This window comes from Rhodococcus sp. IEGM 1330, assembly GCF_033142445.1.
In the GTDB taxonomy this organism is placed as follows: domain Bacteria; phylum Actinomycetota; class Actinomycetes; order Mycobacteriales; family Mycobacteriaceae; genus Rhodococcoides.
This window is the reverse complement of record NZ_JAWLSB010000002.1, coordinates 261,324-280,086: the sequence shown is the minus strand read 5'-3', so window position 1 is coordinate 280,086 and position 18,763 is coordinate 261,324. Positions and strand designations below refer to the sequence as shown.

At 64.4% G+C, this 18,763-nt stretch carries 21 protein-coding genes; 11 read left to right on the top strand and 10 right to left on the bottom strand.

Annotation, left to right across the window (positions count from 1 at the left end):
• Positions 1-415 precede the first annotated feature (415 nt).
• From R4P57_RS06220 to R4P57_RS06205, 4 genes are all read left to right on the top strand, one after another.
• Positions 416-1,363, top strand: a complete 948-nt coding sequence (locus R4P57_RS06220) for an ABC transporter ATP-binding protein (RefSeq protein WP_317801986.1) — start codon at positions 416-418, stop codon at positions 1,361-1,363.
• A gap of 9 nt (positions 1,364-1,372) precedes the next feature.
• Positions 1,373-2,167: an ABC transporter permease gene (locus tag R4P57_RS06215; RefSeq protein WP_317801985.1), complete on the top strand. Its 795-nt coding sequence runs from the start codon at positions 1,373-1,375 to the stop codon at positions 2,165-2,167.
• A gap of 73 nt (positions 2,168-2,240) precedes the next feature.
• A complete protein-coding gene (locus tag R4P57_RS06210) occupies positions 2,241-3,386 on the top strand; it encodes a sensor histidine kinase (protein ID WP_317801984.1) in 1,146 nt (381 codons plus the stop codon).
• Positions 3,383-3,991 (top strand): response regulator transcription factor, encoded by a 609-nt coding sequence (locus tag R4P57_RS06205; protein ID WP_317801983.1) that lies wholly within the window; start codon positions 3,383-3,385, stop codon positions 3,989-3,991. The genes R4P57_RS06210 and R4P57_RS06205 overlap by 4 nt, the downstream gene beginning before the upstream one ends.
• Before the next feature lie 144 nt (positions 3,992-4,135).
• Here the strand turns inward: R4P57_RS06205 and R4P57_RS06200 are convergent, their stop codons facing one another.
• On the bottom strand, positions 4,136-4,693 hold the full coding sequence (locus R4P57_RS06200; protein ID WP_317801982.1) for an XRE family transcriptional regulator: 558 nt from the start codon (positions 4,691-4,693) through the stop codon (positions 4,136-4,138).
• 66 nt (positions 4,694-4,759) lie between these two features.
• Between R4P57_RS06200 and R4P57_RS06195 the strand changes: the two genes are divergently transcribed.
• The 3 genes from R4P57_RS06195 to R4P57_RS06185 are packed head-to-tail and all read left to right on the top strand — an operon-like array spanning position 4,760 to position 6,576.
• Positions 4,760-5,488, top strand: coding sequence for an AzlC family ABC transporter permease (locus R4P57_RS06195; protein ID WP_317801981.1), 729 nt, complete (start codon positions 4,760-4,762; stop codon positions 5,486-5,488).
• Positions 5,485-5,796: an AzlD domain-containing protein gene (locus R4P57_RS06190; protein ID WP_317801980.1), complete on the top strand. Its 312-nt coding sequence runs from the start codon at positions 5,485-5,487 to the stop codon at positions 5,794-5,796. The genes R4P57_RS06195 and R4P57_RS06190 overlap by 4 nt, the downstream gene beginning before the upstream one ends.
• Positions 5,797-5,814: 18 nt before the next feature.
• A complete protein-coding gene (locus R4P57_RS06185; protein WP_317801979.1) occupies positions 5,815-6,576 on the top strand; it encodes an IclR family transcriptional regulator in 762 nt (253 codons plus the stop codon).
• Here the strand turns inward: R4P57_RS06185 and R4P57_RS06180 are convergent.
• The 3 genes from R4P57_RS06180 to R4P57_RS06170 are packed head-to-tail and all read right to left on the bottom strand — an operon-like array spanning position 6,550 to position 11,265.
• Entirely contained in the window at positions 6,550-7,695 is a 1,146-nt protein-coding gene (locus R4P57_RS06180) for an aromatic ring-hydroxylating dioxygenase subunit alpha (protein WP_317801978.1), read from the bottom strand. The genes R4P57_RS06185 and R4P57_RS06180 overlap by 27 nt on opposite strands.
• Positions 7,692-8,831, bottom strand: a complete 1,140-nt coding sequence (gene solA / locus R4P57_RS06175; protein WP_317801977.1) for an N-methyl-L-tryptophan oxidase — start codon at positions 8,829-8,831, stop codon at positions 7,692-7,694. The genes R4P57_RS06180 and solA overlap by 4 nt, the downstream gene beginning before the upstream one ends.
• 1 nt (position 8,832) lies before the next feature.
• Complete coding sequence (locus R4P57_RS06170; RefSeq protein WP_317801976.1) at positions 8,833-11,265, bottom strand: FAD-dependent oxidoreductase; 2,433 nt, start codon at positions 11,263-11,265, stop codon at positions 8,833-8,835.
• A gap of 176 nt (positions 11,266-11,441) precedes the next feature.
• Between R4P57_RS06170 and R4P57_RS06165 the strand changes: the two genes are divergently transcribed.
• The 3 genes from R4P57_RS06165 (at position 11,442) to R4P57_RS06155 (ending at position 14,212) form a co-directional block, all read left to right on the top strand.
• Positions 11,442-11,777 (top strand): bifunctional 3-phenylpropionate/cinnamic acid dioxygenase ferredoxin subunit, encoded by a 336-nt coding sequence (locus R4P57_RS06165; RefSeq protein ID WP_317801975.1) that lies wholly within the window; start codon positions 11,442-11,444, stop codon positions 11,775-11,777.
• Positions 11,774-12,919: an NAD(P)/FAD-dependent oxidoreductase gene (locus R4P57_RS06160; protein WP_317801974.1), complete on the top strand. Its 1,146-nt coding sequence runs from the start codon at positions 11,774-11,776 to the stop codon at positions 12,917-12,919. Before R4P57_RS06165 ends, R4P57_RS06160 begins: the two co-directional genes overlap by 4 nt.
• Before the next feature lie 273 nt (positions 12,920-13,192).
• Positions 13,193-14,212: a DUF5914 domain-containing protein gene (locus R4P57_RS06155; protein WP_317801973.1), complete on the top strand. Its 1,020-nt coding sequence runs from the start codon at positions 13,193-13,195 to the stop codon at positions 14,210-14,212.
• Position 14,213: 1 nt separating this feature from the next.
• Here the strand turns inward: R4P57_RS06155 and R4P57_RS06150 are convergent, their stop codons facing one another.
• Positions 14,214-14,681 carry an SRPBCC family protein gene (locus tag R4P57_RS06150; RefSeq protein WP_317801972.1) on the bottom strand — a complete coding sequence of 156 codons (468 nt, stop codon included), beginning with the start codon at positions 14,679-14,681 and terminating at the stop codon, positions 14,214-14,216.
• Positions 14,678-15,022, bottom strand: coding sequence for a metalloregulator ArsR/SmtB family transcription factor (locus R4P57_RS06145; protein WP_317801971.1), 345 nt, complete (start codon positions 15,020-15,022; stop codon positions 14,678-14,680). The genes R4P57_RS06150 and R4P57_RS06145 overlap by 4 nt, the downstream gene beginning before the upstream one ends.
• A 229-nt stretch (positions 15,023-15,251) precedes the next feature.
• On the opposite strand from R4P57_RS06145, the gene R4P57_RS06140 reads away from it, so the two are divergent.
• Positions 15,252-15,689 (top strand): Hsp20/alpha crystallin family protein, encoded by a 438-nt coding sequence (locus R4P57_RS06140; protein WP_317801970.1) that lies wholly within the window; start codon positions 15,252-15,254, stop codon positions 15,687-15,689.
• A gap of 98 nt (positions 15,690-15,787) precedes the next feature.
• On the opposite strand, the gene R4P57_RS06135 is transcribed toward R4P57_RS06140, so the two are convergent.
• From R4P57_RS06135 to R4P57_RS06120, 4 genes are read right to left on the bottom strand one after another with little or no spacing between them, the layout of a single operon-like run.
• The gene (locus tag R4P57_RS06135; RefSeq protein ID WP_317801969.1) at positions 15,788-16,243 is read right to left on the bottom strand and encodes a GNAT family N-acetyltransferase; all 456 of its coding nucleotides are present in this window, start codon (positions 16,241-16,243) and stop codon (positions 15,788-15,790) included.
• A complete protein-coding gene (locus R4P57_RS06130) occupies positions 16,240-17,757 on the bottom strand; it encodes an NAD(P)/FAD-dependent oxidoreductase (RefSeq protein WP_317801968.1) in 1,518 nt (505 codons plus the stop codon). The genes R4P57_RS06135 and R4P57_RS06130 overlap by 4 nt, the downstream gene beginning before the upstream one ends.
• Positions 17,754-18,491, bottom strand: coding sequence for a class I SAM-dependent methyltransferase (locus R4P57_RS06125; RefSeq protein WP_317801967.1), 738 nt, complete (start codon positions 18,489-18,491; stop codon positions 17,754-17,756). The genes R4P57_RS06130 and R4P57_RS06125 overlap by 4 nt, the downstream gene beginning before the upstream one ends.
• Positions 18,488-18,721 (bottom strand): RNA-binding S4 domain-containing protein, encoded by a 234-nt coding sequence (locus tag R4P57_RS06120; protein WP_032397061.1) that lies wholly within the window; start codon positions 18,719-18,721, stop codon positions 18,488-18,490. Before R4P57_RS06120 ends, R4P57_RS06125 begins: the two co-directional genes overlap by 4 nt.
• Positions 18,722-18,763 lie beyond the last annotated feature (42 nt).

Below are 18,763 nucleotides of genomic sequence, written 5' to 3'. Positions count from 1 at the left end.
CGGTTCGGCGCACCATCGGACCCACGAACACCTCGGTCCAACCAGTTCGAGCTCGGTCACGCGATCGTGGCCCTCGCAGGCGTCGACGATCATGCCCCAGGGTTCCCCCTCGCGCTCACGCTGCACCAGTCGACGCGCCCACGATTCGACGGACAGACACACTCCACGCCCCCCGCGGGCATTCACGCCCCGCGCACGCGGTGTGGATTACCGCCGAGGGCGTGAATTCCAGCATCGAGGCACTTACGTGACACCTGGTCCGTAGTTGCACATGACAGTTGTCAGCAGTTCCCCATGACGGCGAAAACGACGTCGCAATTTGCGTTGACCTGCGCTTTCTCCGAGGTGGAGAGTCTGATCTGTCGCCGAGGAACACGGCTGAAGATCCGATGACGAAGAGCGAAGGGAATCACAGATGATCACGCAGAGTTCAACTCGCACCGAGGCGGTGGGCACACAGACAGCACTCGCGGTGCACGCCTCCGGTGTTCACAAGTCGTTCAGCGACTCGTCGGGTTCGAAGTTCCGCGCCGTTCGCGAGTTGAACCTGTCGATTCCCCGCGGGCAGGTCGTAGCGTTCCTCGGACCGAACGGCGCAGGCAAGAGCACGACGATCGACATGGTCCTCGGACTGACCGAGCCGGACGGCGGCATCATCGAGGTGCTCGGCACCGATCCGCTGACGGCAGCGTCGACGGGACGCAGCGCCGCGGTGTTGCAGTCCGGCGGGCTCCTGCCCGACGTCACCGTCGGCGCACTCGTCGCGATGATGGGCTCGCTGTACATCGGAGCCGATCCCGCCGCGGCGATCACCCGCGCCGGACTCGGCGATCTGGTGAATCGACGCGTATCGAAGTGCTCGGGTGGCGAGCAGCAGAAGGTGCGGTTCGCCCTCGCACTGCTGTCGAACCCAGAGCTGCTGCTACTCGACGAGCCGACCGCCGGCATGGATGTCACTGCCCGCAAACAGTTCTGGCAGGCGATGCGCGCCCAGGCCACGAACGGCACCACGGTGATGTTCGCGACCCACTACCTCGAAGAGGCACAGAACTTTGCCGATCGCATCGTCGTCATCGTCGACGGTGCCCTCGTCGCCGATGGCACCGTGGCCCAGATCAAGGCCACCGTCTCCAACCGCACCGTCGACGCCAATCTGCCTCGCGCTGAGGCCGAAGCTGTTGCAGCGCAAACTAGCTCGCGTCTAGAGGAACTCGCCAACGGTCGGTTCCGCTTCGTGTGCACCGACACCGACCCCGTGGTCCGCGCACTGAGCACGTCGACCTCCGCGACCGACATCGCGATCGTGTCGGCCTCGCTGGACGAAGCATTCTCCGCGCTGACCGACCGCACACACCAGAACTGAGGACCTCCGATGACCACCACTGCCCCCGTCACGTCTTCGTTGCGGCCGCGCCGCGGACTGCACCCCACCTTCGTGCTGCACGATATCCGCAGGCAGATCACCCCACAGAATCTGATCTTCACCGTCGCGCTGCCAGCAGTGCTCTACCTCGCACTGTTCCGCGTCGTCGAGCCCAGCGCCGGAGTCGATTTGCCGCACGGCAACTTTCAGGCCTGGATGATGATCGGCATCGCCGTGTACGGCGCGTCGATCGGCACCATCTCGCGGGCCGCGGGCATCTCGAACGAGAAGGCCAACGGCTGGCTGCGGACGATTCGACTCTCGCCCCTCGGTGCCGGCGGCTACGTGGCATCGCGCATCATCGCGTGCCAGGTGTACGCGGCGATCCCGGTCATCGTGGTCGGAATCCTCGGAGCAATCACCGGAGCTCGCGCCGACGCGATCGTCTGGATCACCGGCCTCGTCGTGGCCTGGGTCGGCTCGGCCATCTTCTCCGCGCTCGGCCTGGTACTGGGGATGCTGCTGCCCCCCGAGGTGGTCACCCACGTTCCCGGCGTCGTGATGACCGGACTCGCATTTCTGGGCAACATCTTCATCCCGCTCTCGGGCGGAATGCTCGCGGTGGCACAGGTGACACCCCTCTACGGCGTCGCCACGTTGGCCCGCTACGCATTGACCGACGGCTACAACCTCGACGGATCCCACGCCTCGCTCGCAGGTGCGCTCATCAACGTCGCGGCCTGGTTCGCCGGCTTCTCCTTCGCCGCAGTCCGCCGATTCGCTGGGGCAACCGGCCGACAGTGACATACAGGTCACGGTTGCCCAGCGCACCGACGTCGTCGATAGTGTTGGTTCGATACGCGAGAAAGTGACGGCAGTGACCACGCAGAAGACCGATGCCCGACGCGACGAGCGGTACCCCAGTGCGATGGTCGCTTTCGCCGCGAGTTGGTTCGTCGTCGCGTTGTTCACGTTCATCGCTCTCACCACCGTGTTCGATCATCGGGAGATCATCGGCTTCGGGCTTGCCGCACTGTCGGCGTCGATCGTCGTTTTCGTCGCGGTGGTCATGATCCTGGCGCAGCGGATGTTCGTCTACGGACGCGTCGATCCGCGGCTGACCGTCGCGGCCTGGATCGCGATTCCGTTGGGAATGGTCGTGGTCCCGATGTCCGAGGTGTGGGAGATGTGCGCCATGTCGGTGGCGATTTCGTCGACGCTGGTGCGTGGGCGCTGGGCGCCAGCGGTCGTCGGCGGGGTGTTCGCAGTCGCGACGGTTGTCACCGTCGACGTCGACCGGGCTGAACCTCTCCAAGCATTCATCATCACGCTGTTCACCCTCGGCGTGACCATCCTGCTGATCGCACTCACCGAACTTGCCCGCGCACTCGATGCACTGCATGCATCACGGGAGCAGGTGGCCCGGCTGCTCGTAGATGCTGAGCGACATAGGATTTCGCGCGATTTGCACGACGTCATCGGCCGAACTCTGGTGACCGCGCAGCTACGCAACCAGGCTGCACTGCAGATGTTCGACAATCAACCGGAGAAGGCCCGCGAGCAGCTCGGGCATGTGCACGACGTTCTCAACAGTGGTCAGGCCGATCTCAGGAGGATTACCAGCGGACCCATCCTCGACGACTTCGTGTCGGAGCTGGCAGCCGTCGAAGCGATGTGTGCCCGGCTGGGCATCGACTGCCTTACCTCGGTGGAAGCCCCGCCGGTCAGCGACGTGGACCGCATCTTCGCCGCCGTCGTACGCGAATCGTCCACCAACATGCTCAAACATGCTCACCCACGCAGGTGCACCGTTCGAGTCACCGCAGAGAAGGACTGCGACATAATCGAGTTCACGAACGACGGAGTCACCCGTGAGGAGACCGACGCAGGTACGGGAACCGGGATCGCAGCACTGACCCGTCAGGTGGACGACGTCGGAGGCAGATTCACAGCCGGAAGGACGGCAGCGGGTACCGAGTTTCGAGTCGTGGCCACCATCCCGCGGGCAGAGGCAGACGTATGACGATCACAGTGTTGCTCGCCGAGGATGTCGCATTGCTCGCCGACGCATTCGAGGTGTTGTTGTCCACCGACCCTGACGTAGAGGTGGTCGGTCGAGTGTCGCGTGGAGACGAAGTATGCGACGCCGTATCTCGCCTGCGCCCGGACCTCGTCCTGATGGACATCGACATGCCCGGGATGACGGGCATCGCGGCCACGGCCGCCCTTCGAGCGATGAATGATCGAACCCCTGTGCTGCTACTGACTGCCCTACCCGGCAGCGGACATGTGCACGACGCCTTGGCCGCAGGAGCGAATGGGTATCTCCTCAAGAGCACGGACGCGGTGCACCTCTTTGCCGGCATCAAGGCGGTGTTCTCGAAACACACCGTCATCGATCCGGCCCTGGCTGCCGAAGCGTTGCGGGCGGGGCCGAATCCATTGAGAGAGCGCGAACTCGACGTACTTCGACTCGTCGATCAAGGCCTGTCCACGAAGCAGATCGGCGAACGGCTGTTTCTGAGTCCCGGCACAGTCCGCAACTATCTTTCGGGCACGATCACCAAGCTCGGCTCGAACAGCCGACTCGAGGCCATCCGAACCGCCCGCGAAAACGGTTGGCTGTAACAGGAGGTTGGGGACGACGTCCGCTGCAAACGCCTCTCGGCGAGTGGTCGCTCGAAGCGACAAATGGGGTGAGGCCCGGGGCTTGCCAAGCGAACGCCGTCGAAAGAGTCCAACGAGGCATGCCTGCCGACTATTCCCCCCAGGTCAGCTGTGTTCGGTGATCATCACCGCCATGGTGTTCGGTTCCAGCGCCTCGAAAATGTGCGGCACATCGCCGGGGTAGGCAACGTAGTCGCCCGCAGCCAATTCGACGGCCTCCCCCATCGGCCCCACCATGGCTCGTCCGGCACTGAGCACAACGTGTTCGACGACCCCCGGCGAGTGCGGGTCGGAACGCCTCGGTTCACCGACGTCCGCGCTGATCAGATAGATGTCCCGTCGAGCGTTCGGTGGAGACGACGCCAGCAGTGTCGCCGTGTAGTCCGCCCTGTCCGACGCGAATCTCGGCCCCTCCCCCGCACGGATCAGGCGGACCGACTGCTTCGCCGGCTCGACCAGTCTGGAGAACGGCACGTCAAGGGTGACGCTGAGGGCCCAGAGAGTCTCGAGACTCGGATTTCCGGTACCCGATTCCAGTTGCGACAGAGTCGATTTGGCGATACCTGCTCGGCGGGAGACCTCTGCGAGAGACAGGCCGACGCGTCGTCGCTCCTGCTGGAGAGCGGCAGCGATGGCCGCTATCGGTGGACCGGTATCCGCCATTCGTTCACTCCATCGGTACGTTTGTTTGATTTGACGAACAGCTTAACATCGTCCACTATAACGACCATGCGTTCGACATGGCGAACCCTGCGCGGTTCGAGCAGCTGGCTCACGAGCTTCGGCGGGGTCAACATCCGCGACATCGCGCTGGTCTGCCTGGCCGACGCCCTGGTCGGGGCATCGTTCGGTGCCATCTCGGTAGCCGCGGGCCTGCCCCTGTGGCTGCCGGTCGTGATGTCCGTTGTGGTCTTCGCGGGCTCCTCCCAGTTCATCTTCGTCGGCATTCTGGCGGCCGGCGGCAATCCCATTGCCGCCGTCGCCAGCGCGTTGCTCGCCAATACCCGACTGGTTCCGCTCGGCTTCTCCATCGGTGAGGTCTTTCAGAACCTGTCGCCGGTCAAGCGGCTGCTCGGCACTCACCTCATCACCGACGAGGCAGTGGCCTTCAGCGTTGCCGAAAAGGACGAGGGCAGCCGTCGAACAGCGTTCTGGCTGTGCGGGATCGGACTGTTCGTCACCTGGAACATCGGCGTCGTCATCGGCACGCTCGGCGGCGGCGTGATCACCGATACCGCCGCACTCGGTCTCGATGCCGCATTCCCGGCGATCCTGCTGGGACTGATCATGCCTGCACTCCGAGACCGGGCCACCCGCAACGCAGCCCTCGTCGGAGCGTGCATTGCGCTGGTCGCGTCGATGTTCCTACCCAGCGGACTACCCGTGCTCCTGGCACTGGTCGCCGTCGTACCGGCCATGCTCTCCAATGCCCCTGTCGCACAGAAGGAATCCGCATGAACCTCACGATTCCCCTACTCGCATTGATCAGCGGCACCTACGCGCTCCGCATCGCCGGCCCTGCACTTCGAACCCGGGTCACCATCTCACCTCGCATCGACAAGGTGATGAGCACTACCGTCGCCGTCATCTTCGTGGCACTGGTCGCCACCTCGACCCTCCTCGTGGGCAAGGACTTCGCTGGATTCGCGTTGCCCGCAGGAGTCGCCGTTGCCGCTGTACTCGCCTGGCGACGAGCGCCGTTCGTCGTCATCGTTCTCGCCGCAGCTGCCACTACTGCGGGCCTTCGATGGGTCGGCCTCAGCTGAGTCTGCAACACTGGGTTGGTGCCCGAGTCCCCTGTCCAGTCCGTCGACCGCGCGATCGAGGTGCTCGAATACCTTGCCGACCACGGTGAATCCGGCGTGCAGGACGTGGCGGCGCACCTCGAAGTGCACAAGTCCACGGCGTTTCGCCTGCTCAGTGCACTCGAATTCCGCAGACTCGTCGAACAACCCGGCGAGCGAGGCAAATACCGCCTCGGCATCGGCTTGATTCGCCTCGCCACATCCGTATCCGCTCAACTCGACATCACGCGCATCGCCCGACCGATACTGCAGGAACTGGCCGACACCATCGGCGAGACCGTCAACATCGCTGTGCCCGACGGCAACGTCACCGTCAACATCGATCAGGTACGCGGCGGCTCGTCGATCATCAGTCACAACTGGCTCGGTGAGAGGTCGGCTCTGCATGCGACGTCGAGTGGGAAAGCCCTGATGGCGTACGACGACTCGCTGCTCAAGGCCGGCGTCGACGGTCATCTCGAACTGTTCACCGCGAACACCATCACCACCAAGGCCGATCTGCTCGACGAGATCGAGACGGTCCGTGCCACCGGAATCGCCTATGCGCGCGAGGAGTTGGAGATCGGGCTCAACGCGACAGCGGCCACCATCATCAGCTACGACGGTTCCGCAGTGGGTGCGATCACCGTCTCGGGGCCCGCCTATCGCCTGGACGAGGACCGCCTGACGGTGGCAGGGGTATCCGTTCTCGCTGCTGCGCAGCGCGTCTCGACGCTATTGGGTTGGTCCGGCCACGCGTGACCCGACCCAGTCGTGGAACGCCCTGATGTGATGCTCGGCCGGGACCAGCACGCCTCCGTCGCGATACATCCGTGACGACATCGCCGGCTGGCACCGCTCGCACGCCTCGAAATCCTGCTCGTTGACGCGATGGAACAGCTCCATCGACTTTTCCATCGTCGCCGCACTGTGCGGATCCGCCACCACCGCAGGGGCATAGAGCCAATCGCATTCGACGACCGTGCGGTCCACGGACATCGGGAACATGCGGTGGATGATGACGTGATCGGGAACCAGGTTGACGAACACCGTCGGCCTGATCGTGATGGCGTAGTACCGTCGATCCCGATCCTCGCCTACCCCGTCGAGGGCGTCGAAGCCATGGGAGCCGTCGACGGTGAAGCCGGCTATGTCGCTGCCGAATTCGGCACCGTGGCCCACGTACGTCTGCGCTGCCATGCCGTCGGCGAACTCGGGTAGCACCTCGGTGAGCTCGGGGTGAATCGTCGCGCAGTGATAGCACTCCATGAAGTTCTCGACGATGAGCTTCCAGTTGGCCTTGACATCGTAGACGATCCGACGCCCGAGGGCGAGTGATTCCATGTCGTACGAATCGATGGCACCCGCACCCCCGAGCCGTTCGCGAACGTCGCCCTGCACCGTCTCCTCGAACGACGGAGCCTCCTCGGCCACGCACACCCAGACGTAGCCGAGCCATTCGCGGACATGCACCTTCCGGAGCCCGTACTCCACTCGATCGATCATCGGCATGTCGATCAGGTTCGGAGCTGCGATCAGCTTGCCGTCGAGATCGTACGTCCATGCGTGATAGGGACATTGAAAGTTTCGACGCACCGTTCCCGACGCCTCGGTACACAGGGTCGCGCCGCGGTGTCGGCAGATGTTGAAGAACGCGGTCACACCGCCCTTCCGATTGCGGCTGACCAGGATCGACTCTCGACCGACCTGAACCGTGCGGAACTTTCCGGGTTCGCCGATGTCGTCCGATCTGATGGCACAGAACCACATCTGCTCGAAGATCTGTTCCTGCTCGCGGACGAAATATGCGGGATCGACGTAGGTTTCGCCGCCCAACGTCGGAAGCAGAGTGGGCTGCAGTTCGGGATCGACCATGGTCATGCCGACACCGCGCATCTCGCCGGGTCGAAGAGCGCTATGGGATGTGTCGTGGCGCCGTCGATCGCGAGATCCGCCAGGACCTCGCCGATGACGGGGACGAACTTGAAGCCGTGGCCCGAGAAGCCGCACGCCACCGTGACATTGGCGTGGTCCGGATGCTTCGCGACAACGAAGTGCTCGTCCGGCGTCGTGGTGTACATGCAGGTCTTCGCATCCTGATGTGGTCCGGACAGCGCCGGGAACGTGGTGACGATGCGCTGCTGCAGTCGCGCGATCTCCTCGGGATGCACTGTGCGATCGACGGTGTCGGGATCGCACGGCGTTCCGGCACGGAAGAACGAGATCTTCACTCCGCCGCCCTCCCCGTCGATGGCCGGAAAGCCGTAGATCTGATCCGGCCCGTCACCGCAGATGTAGACGGGGTGATGCGAGGAGTCGAACGGTGCTTCACCCGCTTCCGGGGTGATCCAATGCATCACCTGCCGTTCGACCACCATCGGCACGCCGATCTCGGCCAGCAGCTTCGGTGCCCATGCTCCCGGTGAAATGACCAGCGCTCCAGCGGTGTACGTGCCGGCCACTGTAGTCACGGTCACCGAGGAATCGGTGGATTCCCACCCGAGGACCTTCTCGTCGTAGTGCAGTTCGGCACCGGCAGCCTCGGCGAGATCGAGATGTGCGGCGACCGTCGTCTCCGGTCGCGCGATGCCCGCCTTCTCCTCGAAGAGGGCGAACTCGTCGGGCCGTAGCCGGACCGTCGGGAAGCGCCGCTGCGCCTCGGCAGGGTCGAGTACGTCGTGCTTCAGGCCCCACTTCTCCGAGGCCCGCAGACTTCCGCCGAACGTGAGGCCATCCGGCCTTCCCACATAGAGGCCACCGGTTTCGGTGAACACGTCCCGGCCACTGTCCGAGGCGAGGTCGTGCCACAGCTCGTATGCGCGCAGGAGCAACGGTACGTATGCCGGGTCCTCGAAGTACGACTGCCGATAGATGCGGGAGCCACCGTGACTCGATCCCAGCGCATGCGCGGGTCCGAACTGGTCGATACCAAGCACTCGCTGTCCGCGTCGGGCGAGGTGACAGGCAGCGGCACTTCCCATGCCGCCGATACCGAGGACGATCACGTCGTACGTCATGTCAGCACCTGATCTTGTTCATGTCGGGATCCACCAGCGGTTCGGCCATGACCGTCGCGGGGAGTAGGTCTCGGAAGTACTGCACTGCAACATGATCACCGGGTTGCAGCCCTGCCGGTAGCCAGGCGTAGGCCACCGTCTTGCCGATCGTGTATCCGTAGGCGGCACTGGTCACGTACCCGACCACGGTGTCGTCCCGCAGCACCGGCTCCTTACCCATCACCACATGTGACGGGTCGTCCAACGTCAGGCAGGTCAGCACCGGGCCATTGCCTCCTTCCTGCAACGCCGAGGCTCCGACGAAGTCGCCCTTGGTTTTTCGCACCGCGAAGCCGAGTCCCGCCTGATACGGATCGTGTTCGGTGTTCATGTCGGTGCCCCACGACCGGTAACCCTTCTCCAGCCGGAGGCTGTTGAACGCACTGCGCCCCGCGGCGACCACGCCGTGGGCCTGCCCGGCGTCCCAGAGGGTGTCCCACAGACGCAGTGCGGTATCGGCATCGGTGTACAGCTCCCAGCCGAGCTCGCCCACGTACGACAGTCGCAGCGCCAAGACGTCGACCCCGCCGACGTGAATGGTCCTGCCGTTGAAATACTTCAGACCGGTATGCGAGATGTCTGCCGAGGTGAGCGGAGCCAGCACCTCCCGTGCCAACGGTCCCCACAGCCCGATACAGGCGGTGGCACCGGTGATGTCGCGAACGTACACATCACTGCCGGCATGGCGAAGCATCCAGTCTTCGTCGAGCGGACCGTTCACTCCCACCTGGAACCGATCCTCCGCCACCCGCGCGACGGTCACATCGCTGCGAACACCGCCGGTCGCGTCGAGCATCAGTGCGTAGGTGACGCTTCCGACCTTCTTGTCGAGCTGGTTGGTCGTCAACTTCTGCAGCAGCGCGAGCGCACCGGGTCCGCCGACCTCGAGGCGTCGCAGCGGCGTCATGTCGTACATCGCCACCGCCTCGCGAGTGCGCCAGGCCTCGACGGCGCTGATCGGTGACCAGAATTTTGCGGACCACGGCTCCCGTTTGGGTGCCTGCCACTGTTCCGGAAGTTGTTCGAGCAGAATGCTGTTCGATTCGTACCAGTGCGGTCGCTCCCAGCCCGCACCGTCGAGGAACATCGCGCCGAGTTCCTGCTGACGGCCGTAGAACGGGCTCACTCGCAGCGGCCGCGGTTCCACCTTCGGCTGGAGTGGATGGATGATGTCGTACACCTCGACGAAGTTCTGGGCACTGGTGCGCGCCACGTTCGACGGCACCAGGTCGGTCTTCTCGAATCGGTACAGGTCGCACTCGTGCATGTCGATCTCGCTGTGCCCGGTGATCATCTGTTCGGCAAGCGATTTCGCCACGCCGGCAGAATGCGTCACCCAGATCGCCTCGGAGACCCACAGTCCCTGCACTTCTCGTGACTCTCCGACGATCGGTGCGCCGTCCGGGGTGAACGAGAAGATGCCGTTGAACGCGTGCTGTATTTTCGCTTCTCCGAGAGTGGGAAGGAGCTCGGTGCTGCGCTGCCATGCGTCGGCGAAATCGGCGTCGGTGAACGGCATCGACGACGGCATGTTCTGTGCGGTCACATTCTCACTGGAACCGAGTTCGCGGGAATCGACGGGCATGGGACGGTGGTGATACGAGCCGATTCCCAGGTGATCGCCGTGTTCGCGGTAGTAGAGCCGCTCGTCCTGATGACGGAGGATGGGCAGAATCGCTTCGGTGCCTGCTCGACGCGATGGCAGGTCCAACTCGGTCGTGTGCGCGTACTGATGCGCCAGTGGCTGTAGCGGCACCGTCATCCCGAGAAGCTCGCCCAGCTCCGGCCCCCAGAATCCGGCGCAACAGACGACGATGTCGGCCTCGAACGTGTGCTCGCCCGCCCGCACGGCCGTGACTCGGCCATTGCTCTGGTCGATCGACGTGACGTCCATGGCGCCGATGAAGCGCGCACCGCGCGCGGCGGCCAGCTCGGCCTGCGTCGCGCTGGCCTTCACGGCCTTGGCCAGTCCGTCGTCCTGGGTGTGGAGGCCGGCGAGTATCCGGCTGCGGTCGAGCAAGGGGTAGAGCTCGAGGCACCGTTCGGCGTCCACCACTTCCGACCGCAGTCCCCAGGAGGTGGCGAAGCCATGGCGTCGGTGTAGCTCGTCGACGCGCTCGGGCGTCGTCGCCACCTCGAGGCCACCGACGTCGAGAAAGCAGTCGAGGCTCTTGAACTTGGCGGCCGTGTAGGCCGCGAAGCGCGACATCGATCGAGAGGAATTGGTGGCGAACACCAGGCCCGGCGCATGCGAGGTGGAGCCGCCGGTGAGCGGTAGCGGGCCCTTGTCCAGGACTGTGACGTCTGTCCAGCCGCGTGCGGTGAGTTCGTCGGCGAGGCTGCAGCCGACGATTCCGGCACCGACGATCACAACCCTCGGGATGCTCGAGGACATGACACGCTCCTAGGGGTGTACGTCGAGTTGATTTAGTTGCACAATACGAACTGCACTTCGTATAGCGCAACAGATTCACACGATCGAAACTCGAGCGTTCCACCGCCGCAACGGGGTGATCTCACGCTGGGTACAACACGAGCACTGCACACCCTCAGGTCCCCGGAGGCCCGACCATGACCGCAACGTTCTCCACCCGCGTCCTGCTCGACGTCGGTCGCGCCGAGGATCTCCCCGACGGTGAGGCCCTGCGCATCACCCCGGCCGGAGCACCGCCGATCGCGATCTTCAACGTCGAGGGTGAGTTCTTCGCCATCGACGACACCTGCACCCACCAGGACGCATCACTGTCCGAAGGCTGGGTGGAAGGCTGCGCCGTCGAATGCCCCTTGCACACAGCATGTTTCGATCTACGCACCGGTGCCGCACTGGGCGCGCCCGCGAAGATCCCCGTACGCACGCACGCCGTGCACGTCGAGGACGGGGTCATCCGCATCGCGGTCACCCCGTGAAATCGGTGACCGTGGTCGGAGCCTCGCTCGCGGGAGTGGCCGCGGCGCGGGCATTGCGCGATCAGGGCTTCGACGGACGAATCACGATGATCGGCGACGAAGTGCACCTGCCGTACGACCGGCCGCCGCTGTCCAAACGCTTCCTTCTCGGTGACGAATCAGGACTGCCACTCGACATCGATGGCCTCGACGTCGACTGGCGTCTGGGTCACGCGGCGACCGGCCTGTCGGGGACCACGGTCTCGACCGCATCCGGGGACATCAGTGCCGATGCGGTGGTGATCGCAACGGGTGCTGCGGCCCGCCGCCTCCCCGGCACCGTCGGGATCGACGGAATTCATGTGCTCCGCAGCCTGGACGATGCGCGTGCGCTGCGGTCTTCGCTGGTGTCAGGAGTTCGAGTCACGGTGGTCGGAGCCGGCTTCATCGGTAGCGAAGTAGCCTCCACTGCACTGGGACTCGGCGCTTCGGTGACGGTGGTCGAGGCCTCGAAGACTCCGCTTGCCCGCGTGTTCGGTAGTGAGCTGGGCTCACTCATCGCCGGGTGGCATCGGAACGCCGGTGCGGCACTACTGACCGGAGTATCGGTGGCCGGATTCGTCGTCGAGGCGGGTCGGGTGCGTGCGGTGGAATTGGCGGACGGTTCGATGATCGAGTCCGACGTGGTCGTCCTGGGCGTCGGTTCGATGCCGAACGTCGGATGGCTCGAAGGATCCGGCTTGGAAGTCCACGGCGGAGTGGTGACCGATCAGCGTGGTGTCACCTCGAACCCGGCCGTCGTCGCCGTCGGTGACTGCGCTGCAGTGCGAGACGCCACCGGGGTGATTCGGCGCGACGAACACTGGACCTCCGCCGCCACCCGACCTGCCGTCGCCGTCGAGGCGCTCCTGACCGGTGGGTCCAAGAGGTTCACCGGGCTGCCGTACGTGTGGTCGGACCAATACGCCGCACGAATCCAATTCGCCGGACATCACGGACCCGACTGTGTCGCCGACATCGTCGAGGGCGACCCCGCCACCGGACCCTTCGTCGCGCTCTACCGAAACGGCGATCACCCGGTCGCCGTGCTCGCGGTCTCGTCGCCGCGATCATTCGGCAAATGGCGTCGCCAGGTGGTCGATACCTCCGACTTGGTGACCTGAGCGTCCACTATTTCCCTCCGACCACGGAATCCCGCTTCGCGAGCAGAATTGTGGACCGTGGCGTCAGTAGGTCGATCCATTCCCTGAACCGACAACCACGCCGAGTTCCCCAACCCCGCAACTCTCCAAACCCCGCTGCCGTTCACCCGCTCCCGAAGTCCACTCGATGTGACATTGACCCCCGAAAAGGCCACTGAATGTCACATTGAGTACCCACCAACGGGAACAATGGTGAAGGAACACGGGAAACGATTGTCGACTTTGGGAGCAGCAATGACCGCGCTGGATGCAGTACGACGACGTTGGCCGAAGACGATGCCGTTGCAGCCGCTGCCGTCGGAGTCGTGGGCCAAGCAGGAGCCCACCTGGAAGGGTGCGAATCCGCAGGTCATCGAGTCGGCTTTGAAGCGTGCGAAGACGCGGACCTCCGGCAATTGGTTCGTGTTCGCTGCCAGTCGCGACGTCAAGGCCGACAAGCCGTTCGGTCGTTACGTGGGTACCACCGAATTGGTGGCGTGGCGTGACTCTGCGGGCAAGGTCCACATCGGCCCGGGTGCGTGCCCGCATCTCGGTGCAGCGTTGGACACCGCGAAGATCGATTGCGACACATTGGTCTGCCGCTGGCACGGTCTTGCGCTCGGGCCGAAGGGCAAGCCCGGTTGGCGTCCGGTTCCGGCATTCGACGACGGCGTTCTGGTGTGGGTACGGCTCGACGAGCTCGGCGGTGAGGAGCCGACGCCCGTCCCCGTGGTCCCGATCCGACCGCCTGCCTCGACTGCCATCGCCGGCGTGGTCACTCTCGTCGGCAAGTGCGAGCCCGACGACATCATCGCCAACCGACTCGACCCCTGGCACGGTGCGTGGTTCCACCCGTACTCGTTCGCGCGGCTGAAAGTGGTCAGCGCACCCACCGAGATCGATGTACCCGAGGAAGACGATCGCTTTCTGGTCGACGTGACCTTCCGCGTCAGTCGCGGCATAGGAGTGCCGGTCCGGGCCGAGTTCGTCTGCCCCGGTCCCCGCACCATCGTCATGCGCATCCTCGACGGTGAAGGAGCGGGAAGTGTCGTCGAAACGCATGCGACGCCTCTGGCCCCCGCAGCCGACGGCACACCGCGTACCGCCGTCATCGAAGCCACGATCGCGAGTTCGGATCGTCCGGGATTCCAGATGGCGCGCAAAGCATCCGGTCTCCTGCGACCGGCGATGAATTTCACCGCTGCACGGTTGTGGAAGGACGATCTCGACTACGCCGAGCGACGCTACGAGCTGCGTTCGCAGGGCCGGGCCTGATCTAGCCTTCGACGAACTCGGCGAGTTGTGCGATGACGGTGCCCCAGCCGTCCTGGAAGCCGTACTCCTCGTGCATCTTTCGGTCTTCTTCGTTGCGGTGCATCACATGGGCGTGGTACTCGGTTCCGTCGGGGTGGTCGGAGAAGGTGATCACCGCGGTCATGAACAGCTGCGGTGCCGGCCGCCACCCTTCGACGAGGGAGTTCGTGAACACGATGCGCTCACCGTCGTCGACGGCCAGGAAGCAGCCGTCGATGTGCGGCCCGAAGTCGCCACCGGATTCGCTGATCGAGGTTCGGAAGGCTCCACCGGGTCGCGGGTCCCAGCCGTCCACGCGACACAACGCAGGCGCGGGAATCCACCACTTCTCGAACTCCGACGGGTCGATCCACGCACTCCACACTGTTGCGCGTGGAGCCTTGATCACGCGGGAAATGGTCAAGTCCAGGGAAGGATCGATCGATGTCATTGCGCTTCACCTTCTTTCGAGGTGTCAGTGACGAACTGCTCGAGGCGATCCGTCCGGGATTCCCAGACCGCCCGCTGTTCCTGCAGCCAGTGGCCGGCCGCATCGAGGTTGGAGCGCTCGATCGTGCACGCACGTACGCGGCCGACCTTGCGCGTGCGTATCCAGCCACTGCGCTCGAGCAGATGAATGTGTTTCATGAACGACGGCAGAGTCATGTCGAACGGTTCGGCAAGTTCGCCCACCGTGGCCGGTCCGGATCCCAACCGGCTCAACACTGCCCGCCGGGTCGGGTCGGCCAGTGCCTGAAACACATCGTCGAGAACGGTCGAATACTGAGCCATAAGGCACACTATCGTCCTTTCAATACTTAGTGCAAGGGCTAAGTGTGAGGTCAGGCCTATTCGACCGCGACCCCCACTGCGGCACAGCACTATTGGACCTGAAAAAATTCTGAGAACCTCTACAAGACCCCTTGGCACTCCAAGGGGCAGAGTGCTAATTTCTGTTCTGCACAGTCGATGAGCGACTCGCCACAGGGGTGAGCGCATCTGAGTACAGGAGGTGGTTGCTGTGCTTCGTTTCGATCCGTTCCGTGATGTCGATTCCCTCACCTCGGCAATGCTGGGTGCCTCTTCCGGTTCGGACCGCGCCCCGCGATTCATGCCGATGGACCTCTACAAAGTCGACGACCACTACGTGCTCAGTGCCGATCTGCCCGGCGTCGACCCCGGATCGATCGATGTCGACGTCGACCGCGGTACGTTGACGCTCACCGCTCATCGATCGGCTCCGGAAAGCACTGGTGTGCAATGGATTACCTCGGAGCGATTCGCCGGCACGTTCCGTCGCCAGGTCTCGCTGGGTGACGGCGTCGACACCGAGCGCATCTCCGCAGCGTACGACAACGGCGTTCTGTCCATCACCATTCCCCTCGCCGAACGCGCGAAACCACGCAAGGTCGACATCACACACGGCGAGCACAAGTCCATCGCACACGAAACGGCCTGAATCGAACCGACCACGACACGGCAGTGGGGGTGATGCACGCAGCCTGACGAGAAGGGCCGGCACCGAACACTCGGTGCCGGCCCTCGTCATCGGAACCTCTACAGGGACAACGAAAAGAACGTGCTCGATGGATCCACCACGTAGTCCGCGAACGGTGGGCATTCGGCGAATCCGTGCCGGACGTACAGCCTGCGGGCCGCAGCGAAGTAGTCCTGGCTTCCTGTCTCCAAGCTCACCCGCCCATACCCGCGTCGACGCGCATCGTCGAGAACATGAACGAGCAGACTCGACGCCACCCCGCGGCCCCGCGCCGCCCCCGTGGTCCGCATCGACTTAACCTCACCGTGATCGGGTGAAAGTTCCTTCGAAGCAACGATTCCCAGCAGTGCGTCCGCCTCCCAGGCGGTCCACACGGTGACGTCCGGTCCGCTCAGACCCGTCGGATCGAGGGCATGCACACTCTCGGCAGGCGAGGTGACGTGCATATCCGCGAGATGCTCGGCGAGCAGAGCATGCACTGCCGGATGCGTCAGATCGTCGACCTCGATCCTCACCTGTTGATGAGTTTCTCGATCGCGTCGAACATCTTGAATCGTCCACTCGTCGGCACTGTTTCGATGTCGTGACCGGTGATACCCCAGCTCGCCAACAGCGTGTTCGCCGCCTGCAGTCCGGTGGTCGCCGCGCGTTCCATCAGCGCCACCGGCAGATCGATACGGATGCCGTCGCCCGCGAGTACCAGTGCGGGTTCGGGGGTACGGACGGTCGGGCGCTCGGCGAACGCGCCGAGGCCGAACATGGGGCAGTCGTCGCGCCACTCGGATCGCTCCGCTATCACCTCTGCATCAGCGGTTTCCGGATAGATCTCGTGCATCCGATCCATCAGCTGCTGCCGCGTGACCTCCTCGGACTCCTCGGCGGCATAGGCGTGCAGTTCGACGACGGAGCCGCCGGTGCGGGCAGCCCACTGCGCGGCCTCGTCCTCGAATCGTTCGAGCACGCTGACGTTGTCGATCGGGGGCATGCCACCGGTGCCGATGAAGGCGGGGCGATCGGCGTTGACGGCCTTGCTCAACCACACGCGGTGCACCAGGAACGGCGGTGTGTTCTGCAGCGCAGCAACCTGTTTGCGCCAATCGGGCGTCCCCAGCTCGGGCGACTGCTCGAGCACTCGCTGCAATCCGGCGATGTCGGTGGCGAGTACCACCGCGTCGGCGTCGATGATGCCGCCTGCGTCGACGCGGAACTTTCGCAACCCACCGCGGCTGATCTCGCCGCACGGAGTGGAGGTTCTGATGTCGACTCCGAGTCCGGTGAGGTACTCCCCCAGCGGGTCCCACAGAGCCTGCGGATACGGGTCACGTGGAACGTCGAAGATCAGGCCCTCGGAGGAGCCGAGGAAGTAGATGTGGAACATCATGGCCAGCTCGGCGGCAGACATCTTCTCGGGATCGGCGAAGAAGCTTCGAGAGAACACTCCGAACGCCAGGTGCCGTGCTGCCTCGGGAAAGTTGATGTTGCGCAGAAACTCTGCGGCGGGAGTGGTGTCCAGCTCGTCGAAGGTCTTCGGCACACTCACCGTCATCAACGGCAGTGCCGCAATACCGTTGAGGTCGGTGAGGTCCTTCCACCGGAACGTCGGGCTACGCTTGACGAACGCGAATGCGTTGAGTGGCGGCGTTTCGGGCAGGCCCTTGAATCCGTCGATCCGGCCGTCGCCGTCGATCAGGGGGTAGTCGTCCACCGGACGCAGCCGAGCCAACTCGGGGTCGGTGCGGCGGAGCAGGTTTCGCAGGTTGTAGTACTGCCGGAAGAACGCGTGGAAGCCGCGGCTCATGGTGGCGGGTGAGCCGTCCTCGAGCGTCGTGTCCCAACCGCCGACACGGCCGCCGAGGTAGCTCTCGCGTTCGACCACGTGCACTTTCACCCCGCGCTCGGCCAGTGCTGTCGCAGCACTCAGACCCGCGATACCACCGCCGACCACCACCACGTGCGGGACGTCCGCCAGCTGTGTGGCGTCGGAATATCCCTGCGCCGCAGCATGGGTGACTTTTTTGGAATCGGTCAACGCTCTTCCTCCGTGGGACGAGAGCCGAGGAACGTGTGCACCACATCGTTCTGCCAACCGGTCATGGTCTCTCTGGCTACGCCGGTGTAGCCCGCTCGCTGCATCCGCCGCATGAAGGCCGAGGCGCCGTCGAAGGTCACGACGCTCCGCCACAGGTGCCGGTACAGGGTGGCGTCGCGTGTCGCCAGCCAGCCGAGCGGGATGATGATGCCCCAGCTCACCACGTTCCAGGAAATCCTGGCCCGCAGCGAATCGTGCACCGAGTACTCGTGGAACGCGATGGTCGAGCCCGGCCGCAGCAGTGACAGAAGCGATTTCAGCTCCGTGTCGGGGTCGTCCACATTCCGGATGAGGTAGGCGGCGAGTATCGCGTCGAACGGGCCGTCCACCCCGTTCATCGCCAGATCCTCGACGCGTGAGTGCACGAACGTCACGTTCGACGGCCAGTCCTTGCTCCGTGCCACCTCGAGCATCTCGGCGGATGCGTCGGCGGCGACGATCTCCGCATGCGGCGCGGCTTCGAGCAGCGCTGCAGTGGATGCGCCGGTGCCGCAACCGATGTCGAGCAGACGCAGGCCGGCACCCAGGTTCGGGATCCGCAGCCGCTTGGCCGACTTGAGCAGGTGTTCGTGGTAACCGGGGTTCGCTCCGACGAGTCGGTCGTACGCCTTGGCACCGACGTCGAATGCTCCGGGAACTTCGTTGCGCGGCAGTCCGCTCTTACCGACCTTCACAGTGCCTCTTCCTTGCTCACGCGGGCCGAGGGCCCACCCTGGACCGATACGACATCACCGTGCTGCAACTGCCGTCCGCGCCGCACATCCACGTCCCCGTTGACGCTCACCAAACCGTCGGCGATCACGCCCTTCGCCTCGGCACCGGATTCGATGAGGTTGGCGAGCTTGAGGAACTGACCCAGTCTGATCGATTCGTCGCGGATGGGGACATCGTGTGCGTCGGACATGTCTCCATCCTGTACTAGCAAGCCGTTCGCTGCTACCAACCA